Below are 16,162 nucleotides of genomic sequence, written 5' to 3'. Positions count from 1 at the left end.
TTGCGAACACTTAACAGGCATGACATCAAAAAGCTTGAGGAATACTGGATAAACTATAATGAAAATATCAAACAACTAAAGTTTCGTGAATGGGAATTAATGAGTAAAAACTCCGATGACGAGAATAGCGGTGGAGGCAGTAATTCTGTTCGTCAGATATCCAAACCTACTGAACAATTAGCAGTCCGTTTAATAGAAGATAAGCTGCATCAAAATTTAACTACCATCATTAGAGTGGTCGAAAAATTACACAAAGAAACGGACGATGACACGCGATATGTCGTAGATAACCGTTACTGGTGCAGTAGTCGTGATTTCATGGAGTGGGAGGATATAGCTTACGAATTGGGTATGTCGCGTTATAAGGTGCTGAAAATACGATACGAATTACTGAACGATACAGCTAGATTAATTGGTTACGTGTAACACATAATGATGATTTAATGCAAATGATATGCATCGAACTTGCTAGGGTCATATAAGTTCGAATAAATACGAGGTAAATTGATATTGTAAGTTGCTTCGATAACGGCTAACGAATAAGTTTCCTACCTCTTTTAATCCATCTACACGATGTACGCTATGAAAATAGTGTGCAACTGTGTGGGTGGATTTCTTATTGCAAAAACATGTTAGTGACAATCATTTCCATTCACATTATGATTAGTAGTATGGATGGGAGGTGAAGAAATGGTTATAACAAAAGAAATTATAATTGAAAAAATTAGTTATATGAGCATAACCCATAAAACTTATATGGGGCTATTATCAATAGCAATACTTATGACGTTAGCATCTGTGTTTTTGATTGAAATGAAGAATATGACTACGAATTACGAAGGTGCAATTATAAGTGTGCTTTTTATTGCAATAACGGGTGCTGCGTACTTCGTTTATAAGGATAGTCAAAAAGCTTAGTCACGAATCGATTTTTAGCAATTGAAGAAATCAAATAAGTAATACATAAAGTCTGCATCCAATCGGGTGTGGCTTTTTCTTATACATATGAAAGGTGGTGGTCACTCTTGCTGTTCGATACGTCAACGTATAGGCGATATGCCGGAAGGGATGAGTGATCTACTATCTGGGTTGATTGTTCCCTTATGCAATCGATAGGAGTGATTGTATGAAAGCTGAATACAAAACCAAGGCACAACAGAAGAAGTTCTATAACTCTGCTGCATGGAACGGTAAGCAAGGCATACGACTACAAGCATTGAGGCGTGACAACTGGGAGTGCCAGATGTGTAAGGCTGAAGGTCGTGTGCATTTAGATTCAGTCAAGGTTAAAGGCGAACGAAAGAGTATTCAATTGAACGTCCATCACATAAAAGAAGTCGAAACGCATCCTGAACTAGCAACAACATTAGATAACGTAACTACAATTTGCATAAGGCATCACAATATTATTCATGACAGGTATCAGCCAGCGGAAGTTAAATGGGATGATGAAAAGTGGTAAAATAATTATTTTATTTTTTATTTTATTTTTTTATTTTCAAATCCCCCCAGAAAAAACTTTTTTATTTTTTTAAAAAAGGTCTAGACCGGGTGGGTACCCAATTGTCTGGATTATTTTTATGTAAAATCCAATTAAAGGCACTTTGAAGCTCGTTTAAGCGACTTTAACAAAGTGCCTTGTTTGTGCTAACAAATAACGCTTGAAAGGCGGTGGCGCTATGGAAACACACAAATACGTCACCGATTATATTCAGTCGTGGCAAGATGGCAAAATAACACTAAACAAAGAACGAATCATGCTTATTGAATGGTTGGAAAAAGATATTTTGACGATGGAGGATGCGTACTTCGATGTTGAAATGATTGAGAAGTTTATTCAGTTTGCAAATGATCGTTACTTTCCTTTGCAACCATTTCAAACGCTTATCTCATGCTTTGTTTTCATGCGATATACAGATGACGAAACTTTAGTTTTTGATGAATTCTTAATATACATGGCCCGTGGTGCTGGTAAGAATGGATTCATTTCTGTACTTGCTGACTTCTTTATTAGTGAGTTGCACGGTATCAATAATTACAATGTATCTATTGTTGCCAACAGCGAAAAACAAGCCAAAACGTCATTTACCGAAGTTTATAACAAACTTAATAGCAAAGATGAATACAAGGAAGCTTACAAAGTTCGCAAAGAGACAATCGAAAATAATAAAACGATGTCAGTCTTTCAATTTCATACTTCGAACGCAGGAACGAAAGATGGATTGCGTGATGGCTGTGTAATTTACGACGAGATTCATCAATATGAGGATTCGACAATCGTAGATGTATTTGCATCTGGTCTAGGTAAAGTTGAAGATTCTCGACAGTTTTATCTCGGCACAGATGGGTACGTTCGTGATGGTTTCATCGACAAAATCAAAGAACGCGCCAATAACATCCTGGAGCGAAAAGTAAGTGTTCGTGACGACTCCCTTTTCCCCTTCCTCTGCACTGTGGACGATGAGGAAGAAATGCACAATAGCGATAATTGGGAGAAAGCAAATCCAATGTTTCATAAACCCTTATCGCCGTATGCGAAAACTTTATTGCGCGTTGTCACAAAACAATATCGCAAACTAGAAAACGACCCATCTGGTTACGAAGAGTTCATTACAAAACGAATGAATCTACCAAAAGTTGATCTTGAAAAGAATGTAACGTCATGGGTAAAAATATTAGCAACTAATCAAGAATATGATTTGAATTCATTGAAAGGCCGTGAGTGCATTGGCTGCTTAGATTACGCATCTATTCGGGATTTTGTAGCTGCAGGGTTATTATTTTTAAAAAATGACAAGTATATTATTCCAAAAGAATTAACGCATTCATTCGTCTGTAAACCATTTGCAGATAAGCATTATGCATATAGTCGAGATAAAGCAGAAGGTAACAATAAGAAAGACCATCGCAAATTCGCGCCAATCCGTGAATGGGAAAACGATGGTCTTTTAACTGTGCTTGATAAAGAAAGTATGGATCCATACATTATTGTGAATTGGTTTGTTAAAAAACGCGAAGCCGGATATAACATAAAAAAAATCGTGGCCGATAACTTCCGAATGGAAATATTGCGACCTCTATTTGAAGCGGAAGGTTTTGAAATTGAAGTCATTCGAAATCCTGATGCGGCATCAGCGTTATTATCTCCAAAAATTGAATTAGCCTTTGATGAAGAACGAATTGTATTTGGCGACAATCCATTGATGCGTTGGTATACCAACAATGTATTGGTTGAGATTAAAAAAGATGGCAACAAAGTTTACAAAAAGAAAGAAGCAGTCAAACGTAAAACGGACGGATTCATGATGTTTCTGTATGGCATGTGGGCGACACGTGACTTGGAGGATTTCGATGTAAGTGACACGTTAGACGCATTGGGTATGTTGGACTTCTAATCAACTGTGGATGGAAGGAAAGGGGGTGAGAAATTGAGTTGGTTAAAAGATATTTTTCAAAGGAACCGAGCATTGGAGTCATCTTATGATTTTAGTTTTTCAGGAATCGAAATTGAACAAAGGGCCTATTTAAAAAGTATGGCATTAGATATCTGTATCGGTTTTATCGCACGTACTGTATCGCAATCAGTATTCCGTATTTCACAAGACAATAAACGTATCTATGATGATTGGGATTACTTATTAAACGTGCGACCAAATACAGACCAATCCGCTGCAGACTTTTGGCAGAACTTTGCATACCGTGCTATTTTCGATAACGAGGTACTGGTCATTAAAACGGATAGTAACGATTTACTTATTGCGGATTCATTTACACGTAAAGAGTATGCAGTTCTTCCGGATGTATTTTCAAACGTCACTGTTAAAGATTATACATTTGTTCGTACATTCAATATGGATGAAGTAATCCACATCACGTACAACAATGAAAAGTTATCAAAATTCATGAACGGTATGTTTGAAGATTACACCGAGTTATTCAGTCGTATGATTCAAACGAGTATGTATTCCAATCAAATTCGTGCATTAGCCGGGCTTGATTCTAATCAAAGTTTAGACGATAAAAATTTAGCGAAGCTACAATCATTTATTGATAAAATGTTTAACTCATTCAAGAAAAATGCATTTGCTATTGTGCCGAAACTTAAAGGTTTCGATTATACGGAATTGGCTGATGGCACAAACGGTGGACGTTCTATTGAAGATATTACAAAGATTTCTGATAAAGCCGTGGAGCATGTTGCGCAATTGCTTGGTGTTCCAGTAGCGTTAGTTCGTGGGGATTTGTCCGAATATGAAACGGCGTTAAAAGCGTACGATAAATTTTCATATAGTCCATTTTTGAAAAAGATTTCCGATGAATTAAACGTGAAATTGATCAGCAAAAAAGAATATCAAGCAGGACGTAAGATTGAAGTGCGCGGAATCGTCATCAACGATCCGTTAGATAAGTTGTTGAAAATGGATAAAGGTGTTGCTAGTGGCGTTTTGACTCCAAATGAAGCGCGTGAATTTATGGATTTGGAACCATCTGACGATCCGGCGATGGATAAGCACTACATCACGAAAAACTATACTGAAGCTAACCATTCATCGGAGGGAGGTGAGAAAACGGAATGAAGAGGATTAATATCAAAGGTGTAATCGTATTTAATGATTATAAAGAAATTTACGATTGGTACGGAATTGAATGCACTAGTGTGGACGATGTTGTGAATGAATTACCAACAGACGGTTCTCCAGTCGAAATAATCATTAATTCACCAGGTGGACATGTTGATGCGGGTAGTGAGATATATACACACCTTAAAGCATATGAAGGTGAAATTACCACGAAAGTTTATGCAATGGCCGCATCTGCTGCTTCACTAGTGGCGATGGGTGGTGATAAAACGCTAGTTGCGCCTACAGGGCAAATTATGATTCACAACGTATCTGGAATTGTCGATGGCGATTATCGAGTGATGCATAAAGAAGCTGGCGTGCTTGAAAATTACAATAGCGCAATCGCTAATGCGTACATTTTAAAAACCGGTAAAACACAAGAAGAAATTCTTCAAATGATGAATGACGAAACTTATTTAAACGCTCAACAAGCGGTTGAACATGGTTTTGCAGACGGGATTATGTTTGATGAAGTAGCGCCGAAAGCGGCTAGTATGACAGCTTCTCTTTTACCTAAAGAGGCCGTCGAAAAGGCACGTCAAATGATAAAAGGAAATAAAGACAAATCTTCCGTACCCGCTGCATCAACTGTGGAAGACGATACGCGAATTTCGGAGTTAGTTGCGCAAATGGGCACGATGCAAGGCCAGTTAGAACTATTGATAAACAATTCAAAAGAGGAGCCTGAACCATTGCCAGTTACATCGGCAAAGCGTAAAGGATTCCTTTTTTAATACAAAAAAAACAGGAGGTCATAATAAATGACTATGAAACTAACTAACCATACAGACGCGTACGAAAATGCAAAATTAAACTATGCTAACGTATCAAAAAACGAAGAATCTACACCGGAACAAATTGAATCAGCGTGGTCAAACATGCAAGATGCACTAGTGAATTCACTAACTACACAAGTAACGAATAACGTTGCTACTCAAAATTTAGATCAAACAATTCTTTCTAATCGTGGCGCTAACATCCTAACTGCAGCAGAACAAAAATTCTTTAATGCAGTTGTGCAATCAGACGGTTTTACATCTGATGTTATCCTACCGGAGACTACTGTTGAACGTATTTATGACGATTTAACAACAGATCATCCATTACTATCAGTAATCAACTTCCAAAACCTTGGTACAATCACACTAACAGCGATCACATCTGAATATGAGGGTGCTGCAGTATGGGGACCTATTTTCGGAGACATCAAAGGTCAATTGAATGCAGCATTCAGCCAAGAAAATATCGCACAATCTAAACTAACGGCATTTGTTGTATTGCCAAAAGACCTTGCTAAATTCGGTCCAACATGGGTAGAAGCGTATGTACGCGCGCAAATCACAGAAACATATGCAGTAGCGTTAGAAAGTGCGGTTATCAATGGTGCAGGTCCAATCAAACATGAACCAATCGGTTTAGTTCGTGACCTAGTGGTAGCCGTTGACCCAACAAACGGACACGCTAAAAAAGCTGTTGCTGGTGCATTGACGTTAGCTGATTCAAAAGCAACGGTTCGCGAATTTGCTAATATCGGCAAGTTTTTATCAGAAAAAGCAAATGGTAAAAAATTAAACGTATCGGGCAAGGTTGCATTAATCATCAATCCATCGGATGCATGGGATTTGAAAGCGGAATTCACTACTCAAAATTCATTGGGCGTGTACATCACAGCAATGCCGTTTAACTTCACTTTAATTGAGTCAGTATTTGCGACAGTTGGTGAAGTCATTGCATTTGTAACGGATCGTTACGATGCATACCGTGGCGGCGGTGTGGAAGTAACAGAGTATAAAGAAACACTAGCTATGGAAGATTGCAATCTACACATTGCGAAAACATTTGCATTTGGCAAGCCACGCGATAACAAAGTTGCAGCTATCTACACACTACCGGTTACTCCTTGATTTTAAGGAGTTTCCGTTTTTGAGGAGGAAAAGCGATGTATAAAGTAGTCCGAGATTTCAAGGATAGAGACGGTCATTTTTATCGCAAGGGTGATAGTTACCCGGCAGCTAAGCAAACGGCCACTCGTATTAAAACATTGTCTTCCACAGATAATGTTTACGGTCAGATTTTTATTAAAAAAGCGGAATCCCCAAAAGCGAAGTAGGTGGGTTAAATGATGAATGAAATCACAGTAGAACTTTTAGCTGAATTTAAAGAGCGAATGAAGTTAAACGACGATGAAGACAAAAATTTAACTCGTATTTTGAAATCTTCAATCGAGGACTTAGTCGATAAGTGTGGAGGATATGATTTGCATACGAGCGAACGATTTAAAGAACTCGTATTCGAGCGCAGTCGCTATGCTTACAATGACGCTATTGAATATTTCAATGATAACTTTTTATCACAACTCGTATCGTTAGGGATTTCAAAAGCGCTTGAAGAAATCGTGTTAGAAGGTGATGTGGATGCAACCATTTAAGTATAAACCTAAAGTTAATACTGGTGATTTAAGAGATCGTATTGATATCTATGCGAACGTCAAGTACACGAATGAGCTTGAAGAAACTTCATATAGGTTTATGAAGATCAAGACCATTTGGGCTTCTCTCGTCCCTCAAACAGGAAGTCTGCAAAAACAAGCGGCTGATACGATTTTGACAAACGTTACGCATAAAATTATTGTTCGCTATAGTTCTGTAACTAGTATTGTAGGTGACGATATTAACAAATTAAAGGATATGCAAATTTTCTTTAAAAACCATAGGTTCGAAATTAAATATCCGTTAGATCCTTACTTTAGAAAAGAAACAATTGAAATCTTCTGTCAGGAGTTGATAACGTGATGGATTTCGACATGAGCGGTCTAACTAACTTGCAACAGGATTTGTTGGATGTCGCGCAGAATAGGCTTCCTCGTGAATCTTTTCAACTCATGCGTAAAATCGGCAGTAAAGCCCGGACAGTAGTGGCAAAGGAAGCCCGCAGTAGAGTGAAAAAGGATTCAGGGGACTACCACAAGCGATTCAAGCGAGGCAAGGTATTTAAAGGTGCAGATGGTGAGATAGTGGTACGGGTTATTAACAGCGCCCCACACGCCCATTTAATTGAGCATGGTCATAGATTAGTAAGAGGTGGTAGTGAAATCGGTTTTGTTCCCGGAAAAAAAGTCATGGACCATGGTTTGCAAAACTTCGATAGTAGCGGCCAATTCGAAAAGATGGTTGAGGAATGGTTGGATAAGTTACTAAGGGATGGGAAGCTATGATCACTTACAAAGATTTACGAATAGCCGTTAATCGCAAATTAAAAACTACCGGAATTGAAGTGAATAGTGAAGATGTATCGGAGGGCTTTAATAGACCTTCTTTTTTTGTGGAGTTTTTAAATATTGCTCGGTCATCTGATGAGAACCAAGTCCACAAATCATTGAGTGTACAAATCTATTATTTCCCCACAGATCGTTACAAGTACGCTATCGAAGTGCTAGAAATGCAAGAAACGTTGGAAAACATTTTTGATTTAAAACTAGCTATTAAAGATAGGTTAATCAATGTGGAGGATATAGACACCGGTATTGTCGATGGTGTTTTAAACTGTTCGTTTGATTTAGCGTTTTATGATGGACGTGAATTTACCTGGAATGTGGACGGAACGGAAATACCGTTTGATCCAATGGAAAAATTAGATATTGAATATGAAAAGGAGTGATTATATTGGGATTGCCTAAAATTTTATTAGAATTCATAGGTAAAGCTGTCACAGCCATTAAACGTAGTCAACTAGGCATTGTTGCATTAATCATAAAGGATGATGTGCAAACTGCCAAAACAGTGACGTATAAGAGTATTGAGGATATCAAATCAGTAGAATGGTCTGCTGAAAACCTAGACTATATCAAGAAGGCATTTATGGGTACACCAAGCAAGATTATTATCGAGGTGTTACCAGTTGAGACTGTTGAATATACGGACGCTTTAGTGCGTTTAAACAATAAGCGCTTTAATTACCTTGCAATTCCTGGCATTGAAGCATTGAAAGTGACTGACATTGTTACTTGGGTTAAATCGAAACGCGATAACGATAAGAAGACGTTTAAAGCTGTATTGCCGAATGCTACTACTGCTGACCATGAGGGTATTATCAACTTTACGACTGATGAACTTCTTTCGGAAGGTAAGACGTACACGACTTCTCAATACACATCTCGCGTCGCAGGAGCGTTGGCAGGGTTGCCGTTCACGCGTTCAGCGACTTATTTAGAATTCCCCGAAGTGGAATCTATCAAAGAAATTGAAGATCCAGACGCAGCGGTTGATAACGGTGAATTGATTTTGATTAATGACGGTGAAAATATCAAAATTGGTCGCGGTGTAAATAGCCTTAAAACAACCACCGGCAGCAAGACAGAAGATTTCAAGTCTATTCGCATTGTGGAAGTTATGGACATGATTTCGGATGATATTCGGACGACGTTTGACAAGTTTTATGTTGGTAAGTTAAACAACATTTACGACAATCAAGTGTTGTTTTTCACTTCTGTTAACGCTTATTTCGCAGGATTGTCGGATGATGAAATTCTTGATCCTGCTTTTGATAACAGATCACAAGTAGATGTTCGAACACAACGTTTGGCATGGGAAGAAATCGGGACAGATACAAGTGAATGGTCAGATGAAGAAGTACGAAAACGTACATTCAAACGTAACGTATTTGCTGGTGCGAACGTGAAAATCGTAGACGCGATGGAAGATTTAGACATGAAAATTGCTATCTGAAGAAGGAGGGGAACTAAATGGCGAAGTTAAAAAGTAATAAACAGGTCAACGGTACGTTCGGTTCTGTTTGGGTTAATAATGAAAAGTGGTTCGACATTAACAAATTCGAATCAAAGGTATCTTTTGACTATGAAGATGTAAACATGGCGGAAGATTTAGCGACTCACAAGAAATTAGTAGGGTGGAATGGTGAAGGTACTATCGAGGTGAAGAAAGTATATTCCCGTGGTACGAAGTTAATGGCGGATATTCTTAAAACAGGTATTGTACCGGATATCAAGATTGTAACCAAGTTGGATGATCCCGGTGCATACGGGGCAGAACGCGCATCATTTGGTGGGGTAACATTCAACGAATTCTCACCTATGGCATTCGAGCAGAAAACTCTCATGACTGAAGAGCTACCATTTAACTTCTCTGAATGTGACATTATTGAACAAATCGAAGCAGCATAAACTAGGGGGAATTATGATGACTAAAACCGAAAAGAAAAAACTAACTTTAGCAGAATTAATAGATAAAAAAGAACAATATCTCGTTAAAAAAGAAGGTACAGAAGAATTATATTTAGAGCAACTAAATGCAACCGTGACGATTGTTCAACCAGATCGTCAAACGGTTCTAGACGCCTTTGAATCAGAAAGTGATGAATACTTGGTATACAGTATGGTCACTGAACCGGACTTAAAGGATAAAGATTTACAAAAGGCATACGGTTGTGCTGAGCCTATAGATATTGTGACTAAAATATTCGACCCTGGTACTGTTGCGGGTATTGCTAAAGCAGGATTGAAATTAGCCGGTTTTGAAAGCAATGTAACAGTGGTTAAAAACTTAAAAAACTAATTGAAAGTGATGATGATTTTTATTTACTTCATCACTATTTGCAAAAAGGATTTACGCTTGATTATTTGATGAATGTACCATTAGATCAAAAACAATTCATGATGGCAAGTATGAGTTTACATTTTGAGGAGAGCGCTAAACAGGAGACTGTGTAGCCTCTCTTTTTTTCATGATAGGCGGTGAGATAAATGGCTGGAAACCGTGTGATATCCGCAGTATTAAGACTGAACAGTAGCAACTTTAACAGTGGTATGTCCGACATGGAACGGAACCTCAGAAGGACAGGTAATCAGATTGGTCGTTTTAAAAAATCTGCCGTTTCAAACTTCGCCGGTGTCGCTAAGGGAGTCGTAGGAATGGCAGCGGCTTACATGGGGATCAACGCAATTAAAAAACTTGGTGTGGATATGGTTCAAAGTGCGGCATCAGCACAGGCAATGTCCTCGCAATTTGAGCAAGTATTCTCGGGCATCGAATCAGCAGCAAATAAAAGTTTAGCTAATGTGGCGAAAGAAACTAGTATCCTGCCGGAGAGGTTGAAAGGAAGCTTCCTTGGAATGGCGGCTTTCGCTAAAACAACCGGCATGGATACGGCGGGTGCATTGGAATTAACAAAGCGGGCAACATTAGCGGCGGCTGATGGTGCGGCGTTCTATGACAAATCCATTGAAGACGTGTCCGCGAGTTTGCAGTCGTTCCTAAAAGGAAATTTTGCAAATGATGCGGCGTTAGGTATAGCTGCGACAGAAACAACCAGGAATGCAACAGCCAATAAATTGTATGGTAAATCGTTTAAAAAATTAGGTGAGTCGCAAAAGCAATTAACGTTGCTACAAATGGTCGAGGATGGAAACAAGTTATCCGGCGCGGTAGGTCAAGCAGCAAGAGAATCGGATGGTCTTGAAAACGTATTAGGTAACTTGCGTTCAACATTTGACACTTTAAAGTCAAAACTAGGTGAACCGATACTTGGACCTGTTGTTAAAGGAATGCAGAGTTTATCGGCGTGGGTGGGGAAAGTAGATACAGTTGCAATCACGGCTGGATTTAGTAGATTCGGTAGTATTGTAAAAGGAGTGTTCACATCTATCCAACCAGGCCTGGCTTGGCTAAAAGATACTGCACTTCCCGCAATTAAAGACGCAATCGTGAATATGTATGTTGCTAGTCAACCAGGACTAAATTGGATGAAAGATGTAGCATTCCCAGCACTAAAAGAGGGTATTGGAACTGCAGTTGATAAAGCAAAAGAAATGTATAACTTCTTTGTTGATAACTGGCCATTAATTAGTCCAATTATTGCTGGGGTAGCTGCATCGATTGCCGCATTCAAAATTGGTGTAGTCGCTATAACTGTCGCCACAACAATTTGGAGTGGTGTTACCACTGCTGCGACGATTGCGGCAGGATTGCTAAATGGTACACTCGCGCTGTCTCCTTTTGGTTGGGTAGTGATAGCAATCGGCGCTGTAGTTGCTGCCGGAATTGCATTGTATCAAAATTGGGATACTGTGAAAGCAGGGGCGCAGTCGTTATGGGACAAAACAAAAGAAGTATGGATGGGAATTCAAATAGGGTTCTCCAACGCTTGGAATGTCGTGAAAACGGCTGCAGGAGAGAGTCTTAATTTTATTATCGAGAAAATCAATACCATGATAGGCGTTATTAATAAAATACCAGGTGTAAATATACCGATAGTCGCAAAAGTGGAATGGGGACAAGCCACACAACCCGCGAATGCAGGTAAGGCGATAAAAGGAAATATGGAATCATTTGCGGTCGGGACGAACCGAGTTAAACGCGACATGGCAGCTAATATTCATAAAGATGAAATGATTATTCCTGCTGTGCAGTCAAGGAATTTACGTAAACAGGGCGTGACGATTGACAATATTGATCGTGGTGTACCTAGAAGAAGTGAAGGAAATATCGGGAGAGTTGTGCAGCAGAAGACGTATGAAACAAAAAATGTTCCGAACGCAGATTTGCCAAACTTAATTCAACAATTAATGCAATTGGTCCAAACAATAACGAACATGCCTAAAGGCGACGTTAATATTAATATTGATGGTTATAACAAATCCACAAGTGAGATCGTGAATGAATTAATACCGATGCTTCAACTCAGATTGGCAAACTTATAGGAGGTTGGATGATGGATATCTTTTTATCAGTTAATAATCGCGAAGAAATCATTCAGCTTCCTATTGTGCCCAGTGAATTTAAGATTAATAGTCCAGTAAAAAATGAAACGTTTACTACTATTAATCAGGGGGATATCAAGCTGATGGGTGAACGCGGATTAAAAGACCTCACTATTGAAACGTTTTTCCCTAACAAAGAATATTCATTTGCGCGATCCAATCAATATACACGGTGGCAATATGTCGAAATGATTGAGAGTTGGATAGAACGGAAATTGCGTGTGAGGTTAGTAGTCACTGGATCGCCCGTTAATATGATCACGGCCATTGATAACTTTGAATACGGACCACAAGACGGTTCAGGTGATATTTATTACTCACTTTCATTATCAGAGTTTAAAGATATCAAATTGCAGAAGAAAATAATATCTCCTGAAAGTAAGACAAAGATTACTAAATCTAGTCTGAACAGTGGTACTCCTGTTGAAAAGAAGAAGCCAAAAGCGAAAAAGGTTATAAAGAAAAAGGTAGTCAAGAAGCCTAAAAAGAAACCTAAAAAGAAACCTCTTGAACTGCAAAAGAAGGTGAACTAATGGCACATGAATTGTGGCTTATAAAAGGCTCAACAATGACGAACATTACACCTTTGGTTGGTTCAATTGGTTGGCGCGGTAATATGGACGAACTAGGGGACGAGTTATCATTCAATGTTGCGTTTAGCGATGTTGAATTCTTCCCTAAAAACCCATGTGACATAGGCGATATGGTCATGCTAAAGAATGAAGGTAAAGAAATCACAAGGGGTATTATTGTGGACGAACAGAAAAGTGGAAGAAGTCCAGTAGATTATACTTCTTTTGATTTTGCGTTTTACCTAAATAAGTCTGAATCGACCTATCAGTTTAGTAAAATGGCTGCTGACCAATGTATTAGAAAGATACTAGGTGACTTTGGCATTGCTATAGGTAACATTGTTTCGATACCCGTACCCATTACAAAGATATTCCCTGGTAAGAAACCGAGTGACATTATTAAAGAAATACTTGAAATAGCTGAACAGAAATTAGGTATAAAATATTTGATGGAAATGCGACAGGGTAAGTTCTTTATTGAAAAACAGAAGGACTTAATAATCACTGCTAAGTTTACATTAGGCGATAAAAGTTATAACGCCACTGATGCAATTATGAACCCTAGTCGAAGTCGGAGCATATCGGACATGGTGAACTCTATACAAGTTGTCGGGAACAATGACAAGATAGTACTAAACAAAGACGATGATGTGATGATTAAAAAATACGGTAAGATTCAAAAGGTTATTACACTGGATCAAGAAGAAAAGAAATCAGCTAAAGAAGTTGCAGAAAATGAACTAAAACTATTGTCCAAACTGACCGAAGAAATCAGCATTGATTTAATCGGTGATGATAATGTACGCGCTGGACGATTATTCAAAGTGGTTGAGCCGATAACGGGTATTGACGGAACTTATTTAATCAAAGATGTAGACCACAGTATCGAGAACGGTATACACAAGATGTCACTGAATTTGGAGGTGCAGAATGGCTGAAAAAGATGGGTTGACGGAACTGGCTAAGTTGTTTAAAAACAATGAAAACAAAACAATGCCTTCAATCACAACTGGAATAGTCGAAGCGCTACCTCCTAATCCAGTGATTCGGTTAAGTCCGAAGATTGCGCCTGATAAAACACAATTGATATTCGCATCTAACTTAATTTCTGGATATGAACGAAAGATTAAGTTTACCGATACTGATTGTGGGCTAACCACGACAGAAAATGATGGTGGTATGAATGCTGGTTCGCATAATCATGGGATTGAACTATTAGAAGTCGATACCCTTATGCAGTGGACGGACACGCTAGCAATAGGTGATGAGGTTATCGTGATACCTGTAATGGATAGTCAAATGTATTATGTGATTGACAAGGCGGTGAAGTTTGAATGAGTAACCTACCAGAAATCACGGAATTAGAGTTTGGCGAAGTAGAATTTGAAGAAGAATTGGAACCCATCGGTAAAACATTTCTCTATGATTTTGACAAAGGCGATTTTGTTATGCGGGGTGGAAAGCTAGTGGAGTTATTCGAATTAGATTCATTGAAAATGTGGATATTGAAAATCATGAAGACTGAGAGTTTCCGTTTTAGAATCTATGAGGAAACCGTTTATGGTACTAGCATTGAATCACTAATTGGTTCATCTTTACCACGCGCTTATATTGAAGCAGAAATCGCAAGAGAAGTGACTGAATCCCTGCTGCTTAGTCCGTACATTAACAGACTGGAAGGTTGGCAGTTTGAGCGTGATGGGAAATGGATGCGGATAAACTTTAAAGTCATATCACCTATGTACAACACGTTTGACATGGAGGTGAGTATTTAAATGGTTGAAACCGAACAACAGATACATGAAAGAATGATGTATAACACGGACGACGAGCAGGACAAGTCCACAGGCAATTTCATCTGGGATGCGAATATGGCGATAGCGATTGAAGCATCAATATTACAAGAAGAAATAGAATATGTCGAGAGCTTGATAGACATCGAGAATCTTGAAGGTGATGAACTTTCGCGGTTCGTTTACACACGTACTGGCATTAGTCGTAAACTGGCAACGAAGTCAGTCACCACGGTTATTATTTCAGGAGCAGAAGGTTCGGTTATATCTAAAGGGATGTTAGTTGGTACTGACTCATTAAACTTCACGGTATTAGATGATGCGGTGATGCCTACATCGGGTAGCGTTACGGTATCGGTACAGGCTGAATCGTTCGGTGTAATCGGAAATGTCCCCACCAATTCTATTAACAGATTCCCTGTTTCAATCAGTGGGCTAGTGGACGTATACAATCCCAATCCAGTAACAAACGGTTTTGAAGCCGAAACGGATGAAGATCTAACGCAACGCTATTTTGATAAACTACAACGTCCAGGTAAAGCAGGAAACAAATTTCACTACGAACAATGGGCGAAAGAGGTTGTGGGAGTTGGTGGCGTTCGTGTGCTTCCTAGGTGGGCAGGTCCACTAACTGTAAAGGTTGTGATAATTGACAGTAATCAACAGGTTGCAGACGATGAATTACGATTGAAAGTGTTTGACCATATTGAGACAGAACGACCATTCGGGGCTGATGTAACGGTGGTAAGTGCTACTGGTGTTCCTGTTAATATATCTGTCGCATTAACGTTGTTACCTGACTATCTTGAACCTATCGTAATCGCAACGATCAAAAAGAACGTATCAGACTATTTAAATTTACTAGCTTTCAAAACAACGTTTGTCAGTTATGCAAGAATTGGTGCAGAAATCATTGCGAGTGAGGGCGTACAAGATTATCAAAACTTACTCGTCAATCTAGGTACTGCAAATATTCCGATTGGCAATGAAGAAGTGGCAATTATGGGAGGTATAAACGAATGAATCATATGAGCGTGTATTTAAAGAATAAAGTTTTGACCGATAACCTACGGACTACGCCTGTCTACGTTGCATTATTTGCAGGTGAAACAGAGGTTGTCAGTGTAGGTTACACAAGGCAATCCGCAACATTTACCGCACCTGTGGACGGTCAAACAACGAATGAAGTTGATATCCTATTCCCAATCGCTACTAGTCTATGGGGCGACATCACACAAATAGCAGTCTATGATGCGTTGACGGTAGGTAATCAATTATTTAAATCACCCGCTGAGTTTATTAAAACGATTGACGTTTCTAGCCAGTATAAAGTACCTAAAAACTATCTGATAATCAGATTAAAGTAGGTGAGTAAATGAACGCTATTCAAAATTCACAGTG

General features: G+C 38.8%; 22 protein-coding genes. All 22 read left to right on the top strand.

Annotated features, from left to right (window positions below; translation table 11 throughout):
• The 22 genes from MKZ11_RS19945 to MKZ11_RS19840 all read left to right on the top strand — a co-directional run bounded on the left by MKZ11_RS19945 (position 1) and on the right by MKZ11_RS19840 (position 16,128).
• Positions 1-426 carry a hypothetical protein gene (locus MKZ11_RS19945; protein WP_340796102.1) on the top strand — a complete coding sequence of 142 codons (426 nt, stop codon included), beginning with the start codon at positions 1-3 and terminating at the stop codon, positions 424-426.
• Positions 427-690: 264 nt separating this feature from the next.
• Positions 691-918 carry a hypothetical protein gene (locus MKZ11_RS19940; RefSeq protein WP_340796101.1) on the top strand — a complete coding sequence of 76 codons (228 nt, stop codon included), beginning with the start codon at positions 691-693 and terminating at the stop codon, positions 916-918.
• Between the two features lie 208 nt (positions 919-1,126).
• Complete coding sequence (locus MKZ11_RS19935) at positions 1,127-1,462, top strand: HNH endonuclease signature motif containing protein (RefSeq protein ID WP_340796100.1); 336 nt, start codon at positions 1,127-1,129, stop codon at positions 1,460-1,462.
• Positions 1,463-1,679: 217 nt separating this feature from the next.
• Entirely contained in the window at positions 1,680-3,395 is a 1,716-nt protein-coding gene (locus MKZ11_RS19930) for a terminase TerL endonuclease subunit (RefSeq protein ID WP_340796099.1), read from the top strand.
• Positions 3,396-3,428: 33 nt separating this feature from the next.
• Positions 3,429-4,577, top strand: a complete 1,149-nt coding sequence (locus MKZ11_RS19925) for a phage portal protein (RefSeq protein ID WP_340796098.1) — start codon at positions 3,429-3,431, stop codon at positions 4,575-4,577.
• Entirely contained in the window at positions 4,574-5,356 is a 783-nt protein-coding gene (locus MKZ11_RS19920) for a head maturation protease, ClpP-related (protein WP_340796097.1), read from the top strand. Before MKZ11_RS19925 ends, MKZ11_RS19920 begins: the two co-directional genes overlap by 4 nt.
• A gap of 27 nt (positions 5,357-5,383) precedes the next feature.
• Complete coding sequence (locus tag MKZ11_RS19915; RefSeq protein ID WP_340796096.1) at positions 5,384-6,526, top strand: phage major capsid protein; 1,143 nt, start codon at positions 5,384-5,386, stop codon at positions 6,524-6,526.
• A gap of 35 nt (positions 6,527-6,561) precedes the next feature.
• A complete protein-coding gene (locus tag MKZ11_RS19910; RefSeq protein ID WP_340796095.1) occupies positions 6,562-6,732 on the top strand; it encodes a termination factor Rho in 171 nt (56 codons plus the stop codon).
• Positions 6,733-6,744: 12 nt separating this feature from the next.
• A complete protein-coding gene (locus MKZ11_RS19905) occupies positions 6,745-7,050 on the top strand; it encodes a hypothetical protein (protein WP_445327008.1) in 306 nt (101 codons plus the stop codon).
• Complete coding sequence (locus MKZ11_RS19900; RefSeq protein WP_340796093.1) at positions 7,037-7,414, top strand: phage head closure protein; 378 nt, start codon at positions 7,037-7,039, stop codon at positions 7,412-7,414. Before MKZ11_RS19905 ends, MKZ11_RS19900 begins: the two co-directional genes overlap by 14 nt.
• Positions 7,414-7,836 carry an HK97 gp10 family phage protein gene (locus tag MKZ11_RS19895; protein ID WP_340797061.1) on the top strand — a complete coding sequence of 141 codons (423 nt, stop codon included), beginning with the start codon at positions 7,414-7,416 and terminating at the stop codon, positions 7,834-7,836. The genes MKZ11_RS19900 and MKZ11_RS19895 overlap by 1 nt, the downstream gene beginning before the upstream one ends.
• Complete coding sequence (locus tag MKZ11_RS19890) at positions 7,833-8,279, top strand: phage tail terminator family protein (RefSeq protein ID WP_340796092.1); 447 nt, start codon at positions 7,833-7,835, stop codon at positions 8,277-8,279. Before MKZ11_RS19895 ends, MKZ11_RS19890 begins: the two co-directional genes overlap by 4 nt.
• Positions 8,276-9,346, top strand: a complete 1,071-nt coding sequence (locus tag MKZ11_RS19885; RefSeq protein WP_340796091.1) for a phage tail sheath C-terminal domain-containing protein — start codon at positions 8,276-8,278, stop codon at positions 9,344-9,346. The genes MKZ11_RS19890 and MKZ11_RS19885 overlap by 4 nt, the downstream gene beginning before the upstream one ends.
• Positions 9,347-9,363: 17 nt before the next feature.
• On the top strand, positions 9,364-9,801 hold the full coding sequence (locus MKZ11_RS19880; RefSeq protein ID WP_340796090.1) for a phage tail tube protein: 438 nt from the start codon (positions 9,364-9,366) through the stop codon (positions 9,799-9,801).
• 16 nt (positions 9,802-9,817) lie between these two features.
• Positions 9,818-10,192 carry a phage tail assembly chaperone gene (locus tag MKZ11_RS19875; RefSeq protein ID WP_340796089.1) on the top strand — a complete coding sequence of 125 codons (375 nt, stop codon included), beginning with the start codon at positions 9,818-9,820 and terminating at the stop codon, positions 10,190-10,192.
• A 188-nt stretch (positions 10,193-10,380) separates the two neighbouring features.
• Positions 10,381-12,336: a hypothetical protein gene (locus MKZ11_RS19870; RefSeq protein ID WP_340796088.1), complete on the top strand. Its 1,956-nt coding sequence runs from the start codon at positions 10,381-10,383 to the stop codon at positions 12,334-12,336.
• Positions 12,337-12,347: 11 nt separating this feature from the next.
• Complete coding sequence (locus tag MKZ11_RS19865; RefSeq protein WP_340796087.1) at positions 12,348-12,929, top strand: hypothetical protein; 582 nt, start codon at positions 12,348-12,350, stop codon at positions 12,927-12,929.
• Entirely contained in the window at positions 12,929-13,906 is a 978-nt protein-coding gene (locus tag MKZ11_RS19860) for an XkdQ/YqbQ family protein (protein WP_340796086.1), read from the top strand. The genes MKZ11_RS19865 and MKZ11_RS19860 overlap by 1 nt, the downstream gene beginning before the upstream one ends.
• Positions 13,899-14,306 carry a DUF2577 family protein gene (locus MKZ11_RS19855; protein ID WP_340796085.1) on the top strand — a complete coding sequence of 136 codons (408 nt, stop codon included), beginning with the start codon at positions 13,899-13,901 and terminating at the stop codon, positions 14,304-14,306. Before MKZ11_RS19860 ends, MKZ11_RS19855 begins: the two co-directional genes overlap by 8 nt.
• On the top strand, positions 14,303-14,743 hold the full coding sequence (locus MKZ11_RS19850) for a DUF2634 domain-containing protein (protein ID WP_340796084.1): 441 nt from the start codon (positions 14,303-14,305) through the stop codon (positions 14,741-14,743). The genes MKZ11_RS19855 and MKZ11_RS19850 overlap by 4 nt, the downstream gene beginning before the upstream one ends.
• Positions 14,744-15,784: a baseplate J/gp47 family protein gene (locus MKZ11_RS19845; RefSeq protein ID WP_340796083.1), complete on the top strand. Its 1,041-nt coding sequence runs from the start codon at positions 14,744-14,746 to the stop codon at positions 15,782-15,784.
• On the top strand, positions 15,781-16,128 hold the full coding sequence (locus MKZ11_RS19840; RefSeq protein ID WP_340796082.1) for a phage tail fiber protein: 348 nt from the start codon (positions 15,781-15,783) through the stop codon (positions 16,126-16,128). Before MKZ11_RS19845 ends, MKZ11_RS19840 begins: the two co-directional genes overlap by 4 nt.
• Positions 16,129-16,162: the final 34 nt, after the last annotated feature.

This window comes from Sporosarcina sp. FSL K6-1508, from assembly GCF_038007465.1.
GTDB lineage: Bacteria > Bacillota > Bacilli > Bacillales_A > Planococcaceae > Sporosarcina > Sporosarcina psychrophila_B.
This window is presented reverse-complemented; position numbering and strand designations above follow the sequence as displayed.

Excerpts from the sequence above, each read along its gene's own strand:
- MKZ11_RS19920 (WP_340796097.1), top strand. The coding sequence starts at position 4,574 with ATGAAGAGGATTAATATCAAAGGTGTAATCGTATTTAATGATTATAAA.
- MKZ11_RS19940 (WP_340796101.1), top strand. The coding sequence starts at position 691 with ATGGTTATAACAAAAGAAATTATAATTGAAAAAATTAGTTATATGAGC.
- MKZ11_RS19895 (WP_340797061.1), top strand. The coding sequence starts at position 7,414 with ATGGATTTCGACATGAGCGGTCTAACTAACTTGCAACAGGATTTGTTG.
- MKZ11_RS19845 (WP_340796083.1), top strand. The coding sequence starts at position 14,744 with ATGGTTGAAACCGAACAACAGATACATGAAAGAATGATGTATAACACG.
- MKZ11_RS19865 (WP_340796087.1), top strand. The coding sequence starts at position 12,348 with ATGGATATCTTTTTATCAGTTAATAATCGCGAAGAAATCATTCAGCTT.
- MKZ11_RS19905 (WP_445327008.1), top strand. The coding sequence starts at position 6,745 with ATGAATGAAATCACAGTAGAACTTTTAGCTGAATTTAAAGAGCGAATG.
- MKZ11_RS19870 (WP_340796088.1), top strand. The coding sequence starts at position 10,381 with ATGGCTGGAAACCGTGTGATATCCGCAGTATTAAGACTGAACAGTAGC.
- MKZ11_RS19910 (WP_340796095.1), top strand. The coding sequence starts at position 6,562 with ATGTATAAAGTAGTCCGAGATTTCAAGGATAGAGACGGTCATTTTTAT.
- MKZ11_RS19850 (WP_340796084.1), top strand. The coding sequence starts at position 14,303 with ATGAGTAACCTACCAGAAATCACGGAATTAGAGTTTGGCGAAGTAGAA.
- MKZ11_RS19860 (WP_340796086.1), top strand. The coding sequence starts at position 12,929 with ATGGCACATGAATTGTGGCTTATAAAAGGCTCAACAATGACGAACATT.
- MKZ11_RS19915 (WP_340796096.1), top strand. The coding sequence starts at position 5,384 with ATGACTATGAAACTAACTAACCATACAGACGCGTACGAAAATGCAAAA.
- MKZ11_RS19935 (WP_340796100.1), top strand. The coding sequence starts at position 1,127 with ATGAAAGCTGAATACAAAACCAAGGCACAACAGAAGAAGTTCTATAAC.
- MKZ11_RS19890 (WP_340796092.1), top strand. The coding sequence starts at position 7,833 with ATGATCACTTACAAAGATTTACGAATAGCCGTTAATCGCAAATTAAAA.
- MKZ11_RS19840 (WP_340796082.1), top strand. The coding sequence starts at position 15,781 with ATGAATCATATGAGCGTGTATTTAAAGAATAAAGTTTTGACCGATAAC.
- MKZ11_RS19880 (WP_340796090.1), top strand. The coding sequence starts at position 9,364 with ATGGCGAAGTTAAAAAGTAATAAACAGGTCAACGGTACGTTCGGTTCT.
- MKZ11_RS19855 (WP_340796085.1), top strand. The coding sequence starts at position 13,899 with ATGGCTGAAAAAGATGGGTTGACGGAACTGGCTAAGTTGTTTAAAAAC.
- MKZ11_RS19930 (WP_340796099.1), top strand. The coding sequence starts at position 1,680 with ATGGAAACACACAAATACGTCACCGATTATATTCAGTCGTGGCAAGAT.
- MKZ11_RS19875 (WP_340796089.1), top strand. The coding sequence starts at position 9,818 with ATGACTAAAACCGAAAAGAAAAAACTAACTTTAGCAGAATTAATAGAT.
- MKZ11_RS19900 (WP_340796093.1), top strand. The coding sequence starts at position 7,037 with ATGCAACCATTTAAGTATAAACCTAAAGTTAATACTGGTGATTTAAGA.